Annotated in this window: 7 protein-coding genes; 2 read left to right on the top strand and 5 right to left on the bottom strand. The window is 47.2% G+C overall.

What is annotated here, in order from left to right:
- The first annotated feature begins 499 nt into the window (after positions 1-499).
- Entirely contained in the window at positions 500-1,624 is a 1,125-nt protein-coding gene (locus L1D21_RS04210) for a patatin-like phospholipase family protein (RefSeq protein WP_239843970.1), read from the top strand.
- 24 nt (positions 1,625-1,648) lie between these two features.
- On the opposite strand, the gene L1D21_RS04205 is transcribed toward L1D21_RS04210, so the two are convergent.
- Positions 1,649-3,610 carry a monovalent cation:proton antiporter-2 (CPA2) family protein gene (locus L1D21_RS04205; RefSeq protein WP_239843969.1) on the bottom strand — a complete coding sequence of 654 codons (1,962 nt, stop codon included), beginning with the start codon at positions 3,608-3,610 and terminating at the stop codon, positions 1,649-1,651.
- 233 nt (positions 3,611-3,843) lie between these two features.
- Between L1D21_RS04205 and L1D21_RS04200 the strand changes: the two genes are divergently transcribed.
- Positions 3,844-4,728: a GGDEF domain-containing protein gene (locus L1D21_RS04200; protein ID WP_239843968.1), complete on the top strand. Its 885-nt coding sequence runs from the start codon at positions 3,844-3,846 to the stop codon at positions 4,726-4,728.
- A gap of 13 nt (positions 4,729-4,741) precedes the next feature.
- Here L1D21_RS04200 and tilS read toward each other — a convergent pair whose 3' ends face one another.
- The 4 genes from tilS to lpxB form a co-directional block, all read right to left on the bottom strand.
- Positions 4,742-6,121: a tRNA lysidine(34) synthetase TilS gene (gene tilS, locus L1D21_RS04195; RefSeq protein WP_239843967.1), complete on the bottom strand. Its 1,380-nt coding sequence runs from the start codon at positions 6,119-6,121 to the stop codon at positions 4,742-4,744.
- A gap of 1 nt (position 6,122) precedes the next feature.
- Complete coding sequence (gene dnaE, locus L1D21_RS04190) at positions 6,123-9,596, bottom strand: DNA polymerase III subunit alpha (protein ID WP_239843966.1); 3,474 nt, start codon at positions 9,594-9,596, stop codon at positions 6,123-6,125.
- Between the two features lie 243 nt (positions 9,597-9,839).
- Positions 9,840-10,457, bottom strand: coding sequence for a ribonuclease HII (rnhB, locus tag L1D21_RS04185; RefSeq protein ID WP_239843965.1), 618 nt, complete (start codon positions 10,455-10,457; stop codon positions 9,840-9,842).
- Positions 10,444-11,607: a lipid-A-disaccharide synthase gene (gene lpxB, locus L1D21_RS04180; protein WP_239843964.1), complete on the bottom strand. Its 1,164-nt coding sequence runs from the start codon at positions 11,605-11,607 to the stop codon at positions 10,444-10,446. The genes rnhB and lpxB overlap by 14 nt, the downstream gene beginning before the upstream one ends.
- Positions 11,608-11,662: the final 55 nt, after the last annotated feature.

Raw genomic sequence — 11,662 nt, 5'->3', positions numbered from 1 at the left:
CGCTCTAGAATTTTCTCTTACGTGACTTCTCGACTCTCGTTCTCTAATTCTTGCGTCACTTTCAGCTGCACCGATCACAAAAGAACAAGCTGATTCTTGGAAATGATTAGAGGAACATGCACATAAACAAAATATACATAAGGAAATAATGTATTTCTTCAACATTGATTTCCAATTTGAAATACAACTAAAAGCGGGGAGCGATAAAATCCTTTTCACACCAAACATCCTTTACAACAAAGCTGACTTACGACATTAGTGAACAATAAAATAATAAGCAATAATAAAATTCAAGGGTTACAAAAAATATAGCTAACACTCAGCATTCAATTCGATGCGATGTACACACAATACTTAAAGTGCAAATACTACAATAGTCTTGAACTACGTTTGTGGGTCACATATTCTAAATTTATACAGTAACCGTTTAACCCATAAATAAAAAAACAAATCAATCCAACAAAAACAGATGGAAACTCTCGCGGAATAAGGGGTCAGTGTGCCGGATAAAACAGCGTTAGTCTTAGGCGGTGGTGGTGCACGGGCGGCGTATCAAGTTGGCGTGCTTAAGGCGGTAGTGCAAAACTATCCCCGTAACCATGGCGTCCCTTTTAAGATCATCTGCGGCACTTCTGCAGGGGCGATTAATGGCACCTCCATTGCTACTCACGCCTCTTGTTTTCATCTTGGAGTGCGAAAACTCGAATGGGTTTGGCGCCACTTCAACACCCATAAAGTGTACCGTTCCAGTTTTGGTGGCATATTTTCTCATATGCTACAGATGATGATTATGGGTCTGCAAGATGAGAAAATAAATCCCGAAGCCGGTAGCTTATTCAATAATGAACCACTGCGAGAACTGCTCAACGAACTGATTAATTTTGCGCGTATCGATCGTAATATTGCTAATGGCGCACTCGACGCTCTCTGTGTCGATACCTCTTGCTATAACTCTTCCCGCTCGGTGAGTTTTTTTCAGGCTCAGCATGATATTGACGAGTGGGTAAGAGCCAGACGTGGCGGCCAACGCACTCACCTTAATACCGAACACCTGTTAGCCAGCTCAGCAATCCCCTTGGTATTCCCCTCGATTAAACTTAATAGAGGTTACTATGGTGATGGCTCTGTGCATCAACTGGCTCCGCTCAGTAGCCCAATTCATTTGGGTGCCGAAAAAATTATGGTGATCAACCTAGATAGTCCACACAAACAGGTACATCAAGAATTAGAGCATCACCCAAAGACGGCGACCATTGCGGGTCACCTGCTGGATACCATCTTCTCTGATACGCTTAATAGCGACTTAGAAAGGTTGCAGCGGATCAACGCCACCTTACAACTCATTCCTGAACAGAAACGCGCCGAGTCACCACTAAAAACTATCGAGACGTTAGTGATTAAACCCAGCCAAGATTTAAGTCTTATCGCGGCACAGCACTTTCATGACATGCCTCTGGCGGTGCGGCTGTTACTCAGGTTGATTGGCATTAATCAGCAGTCAGATTCGAGTATCGTCTCCTACCTACTATTTGAGCAATCTTATTGCAGCGCATTAATCAACTTGGGATATCTGGACGGTATGACACAGATGGATGAAATTAAGCACTTTTTTAAACTCGATTAATGGCAAAGATGAGCGAGAAAGCGCTTAAGCCAATGTCGCGCCCTGCAACAGATATTGTTCCGCTTTTTCTATACGCCTAGGTTTACCCAGCAAAATTAAGATATCCCCGCGACGAATTTTCCAATCTATCTCAGGGCTTTCAACCTCGGCTCCAGCTCGGCGTACCGCCCTGAGTTCAACCCGTAATTTCTGCCACGGAATATCGGCCAGAGTCAGACCAATCACCTGCGCCCCTTTGGGTAATGCCACCGCATGTAGTAGCTCTAAACTAAAGTCCGCCGATGAACCAGAAAAGAAACCATGCAGATATTGATAGTGGTTGCGGCGCTCATACTCTAAACGTTTCAAAATACGATTAAGCGGAACCCCACACTGAAACAAGACCTGTGACACCAGCATCAAACTGCCCTCTAACGATTCAGGGATCACCTGACTCGCTCCTGCTTTTTCCAGCTCAGCTAAGCCTTCATCGTCGCGGGTTCTCACTAAAATTTTTGCCTCAGGAGCAAATTGGCGACACAGAGGCAATACATCCTCTAAGGTGCGATGACCATCGAAAGTCAGCACAATCAATTTGGCTTCACGAATATGTGCCTGTTTTAAAATAGCTCGTTTAGTCGCATCACCAAAATACACTGGCTCGCCCGCTCGGCGCGCCTCGGCAACACGAGTGGGGTCAAGATCCACCGCCAAATAGGGGATCGCTTCGGTTTTCATAAAGCGGGCAATCGTCTGTCCAACTCGGCCATAGCCTAAGATCAATACCAGATCGTTTGCATGCTCTATCAGCGGAAAAGTTTCAGCCGCCTGATCCTGTCGAGCACTCACTCCATGCAATCGTCTAGCGATATCGACACTGTGTTTTACCAGCCAAGGGGCTAACGCCATGGAGATCACCGCCACCATCACCAGTTTTGTGCTTAGGGTGATCTCAAGCAGTTGATAATTCACCGCCAGCGCCAATACCACAAAACTGAATTCACCCACTTGAGCTAGGCTAATCGCGGTCGCAACTGAGGTTCTAAAGGTCTCTTTGGCCGCTCGCAGTAGACCGAATACAATCAAAGCTTTAGCAATAATAACTGCCACAACTAATAACAACACTTGCCACCAGAACTGCAGCACCAAACTAAAATCTAATAACATGCCGATAGAGATAAAAAACAGCCCCATGAGCAGGTCACGAAATGGTCGAATATCTGCTTCGAGCTGGCGCTTATACTGACTCTCTCCCAACAGCATCCCTGTCATAAATGCTCCCAATGCCATCGACAGACCAATCCATTGGGTAAAGGCACCAGTCGCCAAGGCCACCACTAAGGTGGATAACACAAATAGCTCATTGGAGCGAGAGCGAGCCACCTCATCGAAAATTTTCGGCAGCGCCCATTTACCCACCGCCATTAAAATAATGAAGGCTAAAACTCCTTCAGCCATGGCATAACCGATTTCACTCCAGGTGAGAACCTCACTGTCGGACGCCAACAATGGCATAAGGATAAGTAGCGGAACTACGGCTAAGTCTTGAAATAACAACACACTGACAGACAACTCGCCATGTCGCTTTCGCAACCAACCTCGCTCATTTAACAGCTTGAGTACAATCGCGGTAGAGGAAAGAGCAATAGCCGAGCCCACCACAATTGCGCCATTGAGGTTAAGCCCAAACAACATGCTGATACACATGGTTAGCACCGCAGTGATAAACACCTGTGCACTACCTAAACCAAACACGGTACGCCGCATTGCCCATAATCGTGGCAATGAAAACTCTAAACCGAGGGAGAACATCAACAACACCACCCCAAGTTCGGCGACCGAGTGGATCTGTTGCTGTGTAAACCAATTAAATACCGAAGGACCACTGATCACGCCAGTGATGAGATAAGCCAAGATCGCAGGTAAACCTGCGCGGCGGAACAGAGCAATTGCGACAACCGCAATAATCAACATCAATAAGATTTTAATAAGAAAGCTATGTTCCATTACGGCTCCAATTAAAGGATGGATCGCTTAATCAACATTAGCGACCAAGTGTGGAAGATCGCCTATAACACTAAACTGTTTGTTTTTTATTCTCTGCCAGAATAATGACTCTTGTTTCAATGTAGCAAACTGACTAACTAAATGACAAACATAGATAAATTTAATTTAATAACAGGCACGAAATTTGCTTTTAATTGGATATATACCGAGTCCGAACCGATGTGGAGTAATCTATGGACTTTGCCTTAGCGACAGAATTTTCGCCAAGTGCTTACCGCTATCACTCAGAGTCTCATTACTCTGACAAGGGTGCCCCTAATATGGTCACCATTTTACAGCAGTTACATCAAAGCCTTGATCCACGGACGGTATTTGCCTGCTTCGGCAAAATAATAGGCCAATATTTGCCGGTTAACGGCATTCAACTGCACCTCAAAGAGTATCGACTAAGCTGGGGGCGTGAGCAAGGTTTACAGGTCAAACAACATCTCACCTTAGATGATGTAGATGTTTGTATCCATTACCGTTTACATGAGCCATTGCAACATTCACAAACTGAGTTATTTCATCAATTGCAGGAATTACTATTACGACCACTGATAAACGCTATTGATTACGATCAGATATCTCGTCAGGCCATGTTCGATGCGCTCACCCATCTGGGAAATCGCCGTTATTATAACGAGATGGTCAAACAAACGATTGCTCGTTCGCAGCGTAATGGTGAACCCTTTGCGTTAGTGGTCTTGGATCTGGATAACTTTAAAACCTTAAATGACCAACATGGCCACCTTATTGGTGACGATGTACTTCTTAGCTTTGCTCAGACGTTACAGCAAGCGATTCGTGAAAGTGAGCTCGCCTTTAGGATCGGCGGTGATGAGTTTGCAGTATTAATAAACGGCGACACGGATGATGCCAGCGTACTGTGTCAGCGAGTATTGCAGATGGTTGACAGCAACAACTTACTCAATCGCTTTAATGTACAAACCAGTATCGGCGTCGCTCAGTGGCAAACACAGCAATCTTCCTCAGAGTTGTACTTCAACGCCGATAAAGCACTGTACCAAGCTAAAGCGGCCGGCAGACGCTGCTATCGAATCGCTGCCTCGGTATGAATTCAGTGCAAGATTAATTGAGATGAAAAACCAGCCCCGGCTGGTTTTTTGTTGCCAGAAATGACTTTTCAACCCAATAACCGACAGCGGCAACTAAGCGATCATCAAAATAGATCAGCGGGACACGACAGCGAAGCCAGGGTGGCACCGCCAACTCTTGCCACAGCTTTTTCAACTCCCGCCCTTTATCTCGAAAATGAGGATGACAACGCAGCGAACTGGTTGCGCCGAAGCGAACACTCACCCGTTCAGTCTCTTTAGGCAGTCGTAGGCGTATACCCTCTTCATGGCGCTCGGCCAATAAACTCACGCCAGCGTCCAACAGCCAGCATTGAGATTGACTCTCGGCCACTTCGGCCAGTGAAATCACTTTTGTCTGGCGATAAACCAAGTTATCAAGCTCACTTTCGACATAGAGGCAATGCTGAAAACGTCGCAGCACCATGGTACCGATTTTCAACTCTACCTTAGCATCGACTTTGGCTTGTAACAGCTGGCTGAGTATTTGTTTAAGCTGTGCCGACGAAGGCATTTCAAAACCAATATGAGCGATAAAGCCGCGTAATATTTGCGCTTGCCATAGCGCAGATTGCTGCGCAAGTAAGCTTAAATCTAAGGCGGGAATACTGGCGTGCGCGGTATTGACTAACATGGCAGGTAAGCGAGCATTTACCTCTTGCTCAATCAAAGCCTGTTGCTCGGCGCATAGTTGAGCACTGCGTGTGGCAGTTTGTGCAATCGCTGGCCAACGTGACTTTAACGCCGGAATAACTTCTAAACGCAAAAAGTTACGGTCAAAACGATTATCCTGATTACTCTCATCTTCGATATGAGAGATGTGATGAGTTTCAGCGTATGTCTCTATCTCGCTGCGAGCGACATCAAGCAAAGGGCGTAACAGCCAGCAACGCTTGTCAAAGCTTTGCACCTTGCCCATGGCGGCTAAGCCTTTAGGCCCCAGGCCACGTTTTAACGCCAACAGTATGGTTTCTAACTGATCGTCTTGATGATGAGCGGTCAGTAACACGTCACCCCTTGTCAGTGTTTGTTTCAGCGCATGATAGCGTGCTTCTCGGGCGCTGGCTTCAAGGCTGACTCTAGCACCTTGTTTAACATCAACCCGTTTGATCTCAATGGCTAAATCATACTCTCGCGCCATGGCTTCGCAGTGCTGCTGCCAAATTTCGGCATTATCGCTCAGCCCATGATGCACATGCACCAGCAGATATTGAAATTGGCGATGCTGATTGGCGAACTCGGCTAATCCCGCCGCCAATACCTGTGAGTCGACGCCGCCACTGTAAGCCAGCACTAACTTAGTACCAGCCTTGAGTTGTAGTGGCTCGATTAATGCTGAAATCAGCGCCGCTGGCGACAATTCAGAGCCGTTCATATTAGAACAAGATCCTTACCTTATCTGAGCCGGTTAGGGTTTCTAGCGCCAACATCAATTCATCGCTAGGATTCACTCGCCACTCATCACCCAGCTTAAATTGCGCCTTTGCTTGTGGCTGAGCGTAATTAAGCACCACAGGCACACTGCCTGCCTTCCAAGGGGTTAACGCCTCTTGAAAACGATTTAACCACTGAGGATCTACAGCAGTGGCATCCACATCGACTTCGACCGCATGCGCGAAATGACTGCGCGCTTCGCCCATGTCGATAATATTTCTTGCCGTCATGCGATTGCCGCCAGAGAAGTCATCGAAACTCACTTCCCCTTCGACGATCAAGATACGGTCTTTCTCTAATAGCTCGCTAAATTTTTCAAACGCCTCGGTAAATAACATTACCTCGAGGCGAGCGCTCTTATCGTCTAAAGTCACCAGGCCCATCTTAGAGCCGCGCTTGGTCATCATCACTCGTGTTGCGACCACTAAGCCAGCGGCCTTAATGGTTTTCCCTCGCTCAGTAGGGTGCACATCTTTCAATCGACCCGAAGTGTAATGTTTCAGCTCTTTCAGATACTGATTAATCGGGTGACCTGTGAGATATAAGCCTAAAGTTTCACGCTCTCCTTCCAGCCAAACTTTGTCAGGCCAAGGTGTACACTCAACAAATTGCTGCTTACTGTCTTCGGGTTCGCTATTAAGCAGACCAAACATATCGTGCTGACCAATGGCCTCGGCTTTAGCATGTTGATCGGCGGCGCGAATGGCCTCAGGCAAGGTGGCCATCATCGCGGCACGATGCGGCCCTAGAGTATCGAGTGCACCTGCACAGATCAGTTTTTCAATCACTCGCTTATTCAGCTTTTTCAGATCGACACGGGCACAGAAGTCAAACAGATCGATAAAAGGACCATCTTCACGAGCTTTAAGAATAGATTCAACTGGGCCTTCACCCACCCCTTTAATCGCGCCGATGCCGTAGACAATTTTAAGATCTTCATCGACGGTAAAACGGAACAAGCCTTTGTTAACATCGGGCGGCAATAAAGGTAAGTTCATCCGATCACACTCATCGACTAACGTCACGATCTTATCGGTGTTATCCATATCGGCCGACATTACTGCCGCCATAAACTGCGCAGGATAGTGGGTCTTCAGCCAAAGAGTTTGATAAGAGACTAACGCATAAGCGGCTGAGTGAGATTTGTTAAAACCATAGCCCGCGAACTTCTCCACCAAATCGAAGATCTTCATCGACAGTTCGCCATCGACGCCGTTATTGATCGCGCCCTCTTTAAAGATGCTGCGCTGCTTGGCCATCTCTTCAGGTTTTTTCTTACCCATAGCACGACGCAACATATCGGCGCCGCCCAAGGTATAACCCGACAACACCTGTGCAATCTGCATCACCTGCTCTTGATACAAGATGATGCCGTAGGTCGGCTCGAGTAACTGTTTTAACGATTCATGTTGATATTGCGAGTCAGGATAAGAAACCTCTTCCCGGCCATGCTTACGCTCAATAAAGTTGTCAACCATGCCCGACTGCAGCGGCCCGGGACGGAACAACGCCACCAGTGCGATCATATCTTCGAAACAGTCAGGTTGCAGACGCTTAATCAAGTCTTTCATCCCGCGAGATTCCAGCTGGAATACCGCGGTGGTTTCATAGCGCTGCAATAACCGGAATGACGCGGGATCGTCTAAAGGAATCGCCTCAATCTGAATGGGGTCTTTACCCTGCTTAGCCAGATGTGGGTTAATCATCTGCAGCGCCCAATCGATAATAGTTAGGGTACGCAGCCCCAAGAAGTCGAACTTCACCAGACCGGCGGTTTCCACATCGTTTTTATCGAACTGAGTAACGGGGTTATGCCCTTCAGAGTCACAATAAAGCGGCGCAAAATCGGTGATCACCGTTGGTGCGATAACCACACCACCGGCATGTTTACCCGCGTTTCGGGTCACCCCTTCGAGAATGCGGCACATGTCGATAAGATCTTTTACATCTTCATCGCCATCATAGGCTTCAGGCAATGCCGGTTCGGCCTCAAAGGCTTTTGCCAACGTCATTCCGGGTTCTGCTGGGATCATCTTCGAAATACGGTCAACAAAACCGTAAGGATGCCCAAGAACTCGGCCAACATCTCGCACTACCGCCTTGGCCGCCATGGTACCAAAAGTGATAATTTGCGATACCGCATCGCGGCCATAAAGCTCGGCAACGTGGTCAATCACTTCATCACGTCTATCCATGCAAAAGTCGACGTCGAAATCGGGCATGGAAACACGTTCAGGGTTCAAGAACCGTTCGAACAGCAGGTCAAATTCTAATGGGTCGAGATCGGTAATTTTCAGCGCATAGGCCACTAATGACCCCGCCCCCGAACCACGGCCAGGACCGATTGGAATACCATTATCTTTACCCCACTGAATAAACTCCATCACGATAAGGAAGTAACCGGGGAACCCCATGTTATTAATCACCGTCAGCTCAATATCAAGCCGCTCATCGTATTCGGGACGTCGTTCTGCGCGCACCGCTTCATCGGGAAACAGAAACTCAAGACGCTCCTCTAAGCCCTTTTTCGACACATCAACAAGGAAGTCTTCAATTGATAGCTCACCGGTAGGGAAATTAGGTAAGAAATACTCCCCCAGACGCACGGTAACGTTACAGCGCTTAGCAATCTCGACTGTGTTTTGTAACGCCTGAGGAATATCCTCAAATAACTCACACATCTCATCCTGACTACGGAAATATTGCTGCTCACTGTAATTGCGAGGCCGTCTTGGATCGGCAAGAGTAAAGCCATCAGAAATCGCCACCCTGATCTCATGGGCTTCAAACTGCTCAGGCTGAATAAACACCACTTGGTTCGTTGCCACAACCGGCAGATTTTTCTCGCTGGCTAACTCGACTGCCATGTGCAGATAGCGCTCTTCATCGGGGCGGCCAGTACGGATCAATTCAAGATAATAACGATCAGGAAAATGGGTCTGATAAAACTCGACTAATGAGTCGACCTGACCACGGTTACCTTTAAGCAGCGCCTTACCCACATCGCCATCTTTGGCGCCAGAGAGCAAAATCAGTCCTTCGCTGTATTTAACCAGCCAATCTTGATCTATGGTTGCACGATCGCGAACGTGGCCTCGCAGATAGGCGTCACTGATCAACAAAGTCAGATTTTTATAACCCTCATTGTTCATCGCCAGCACAGTGATAGCGCAAAACTCATCTTCAAAACCCGGCACAAGCATAGAGAAGTCGGTGCCAATAATCGGTTTGATACCCGCGCCATGACAGCCACTATAGAACTTTACCAAACCACACAAGTTGGTCTTATCGGTTAAGGCAAGTGCAGCCATCTCAAGCTCGGTTGCCTTGGCAAGGATCGGCTTAACTTTGGCAAGTCCATCGGACATGGAGAAATCACTGTGAACGCGCAGATGCACGAAACGAGGTTCTGACATAATTGATAATATCTTTTATTATTTTGGCAAATCTCAGCCAATAAGGATCACAAATTGAGATTAACAGACTCACGCACGCCAAGCTAGTTTAGCTCGAGACGCTTGCCTCAAGCCCTGCAAAACCCGCTAAATGCATTAGCAAAGCCAAATCAAGACTAGAGCTAAATCCGTTGAAGGCTCTGGTAAAACGGCTAAAGGCTCTAGCTAAAACAGCTAAAGGCTCTGGTAAAACCGCCGAATGCTCTAACCCTGCTGCAAACGCTCCTGAACTGGACGAAAACTTTTTCGGTGCTCGGCCAAAACGCCATGCTGTGCTAACGCTTCAAAATGCGCCTTAGTGGGATAACCTTTGTGCTTAGCAAAACCAAATTGCGGATACTTGGCATCGAGCTCGTCCATCTCTTTGTCTCTCACCACTTTAGCGATGATCGAGGCGGCACTGATCCCAGCAATCAAACCATCGCCTTTGATAACCGCATGAGCTTCGACCGAAAACTCAGGCACCCGATTACCATCGATAAGAATTCTATCTGGCGTGGCTCTAAGGCCAGCAACAGCACGCTGCATCGCCAACATAGTGGCATGTAAAATATTAAGCTCATCAATTTCAGCCGGACTGGCTCGACCAACGGAGACATCTAACGCCTTTTGATAAATCTCATCATACAGCGCGAGGCGTTTTTTCTCGGTGAGCTTCTTAGAGTCGTTAAGTCCTGCGATAGGATTATTGGGGTCAAGCACCACGGCTGCAGTCACCACATCGCCCACCAAGGGGCCACGACCGACTTCATCGACGCCAGCATAATAGCCAACGCAAAGGGTCTGAACTTGTTCGTCAGTAATATTCTTATAAACGGCCATTATCGCCCTCAATCAGAGCGGCAACCGCATCGGCGGCGCGCTCACTCGCATTACACTTAAGTAGCTTGTGAAGCTCGGTAAACTTATCGATTAACCCAGTATGATCGCCATCGAGCTGAGCTGACACAGCCTCTGCAATCTTCTCGGCGGTACAATCGGCTTGAATAAGCTCAGGAATAATATCTTCACCTGCTAATAAATTCGGCAAGGAATAACGGTCAATCTGCATCATCCCTTTGGCGATTTTGTAGGTAATAGGACTAACCCGATAAGCCACCACCATAGGACGTTTAACCAACATAGCCTCTAATGTCGCTGTTCCTGAAGCCAACAAAATGGCATCTGCCGCCGCCATTACGGTACGAGACTGACCTTCAATAAGATGAATATCGAGATCCGGCGCATGAGTCTTAAGCGCCAGCTCAAATTGCTCACGCCGCTTTGCATTCACGAGAGGAGTGACAAATTTCAGATCGGGATATTGCTGGCGTAACCGCTGCGCCGCTTTAACAAAAGGCTCGGCTAACTGTTTTAACTCACCACCGCGAGAGCCGGGTAACACCGCCAAATATTCCGCATGATGATCGAGTCCAAGTTGCGCTCTGGCACTGTCTTTATCACTCTGCAGTGGAATATCATCGGCTAAGGTATGGCCGACAAAGGTGCAAGGTACATGATGTTTATCGTAAAACGCTTTTTCAAACGGCAGCAAAGACAACACCATATTGGTCGCCTTGGCAATTTTAAAAATGCGTTTAGGTCGCCATGCCCACACAGAGGGACTGACATAATGCACAGTTTTAATGCCACGTTGCTTTAATTTAAGCTCGAGGCCGATATTAAAATCAGGCGCATCGATACCTATAAAACAATCGGGGTTGAGCCTAGTGATCTCATTAATTAAGGTTTTTCTTACCTTAAGTAATCTTGGTAATCGTGATAACACTTCAACGATACCCATCACAGCTAATTCTTCGAAGGAAAACAAAGACTCGAAACCTAGCTCATCCATTAGCGGACCGCCAATACCGACAAACCTTGCATCGGGATAACGCTGTTTTAGCGAGCGGATCAGTCCTGCACCAAGAATGTCACCAGAAAGCTCCCCGGCAACCATGGCAAATATTTTTTGTTTGTTGTCAGTCGTCATCAGAATTTTCCGCACGATTGAATTAATATCTTGTCATAAAAAAAGCCCGTCTAAA

The organism is Shewanella sp. Isolate11, assembly GCF_022398315.1.
In the GTDB taxonomy this organism is placed as follows: domain Bacteria; phylum Pseudomonadota; class Gammaproteobacteria; order Enterobacterales; family Shewanellaceae; genus Shewanella.
Note: the sequence above shows the minus strand (reverse complement) of the source record. Positions and strands in the feature narration are given on the sequence as shown.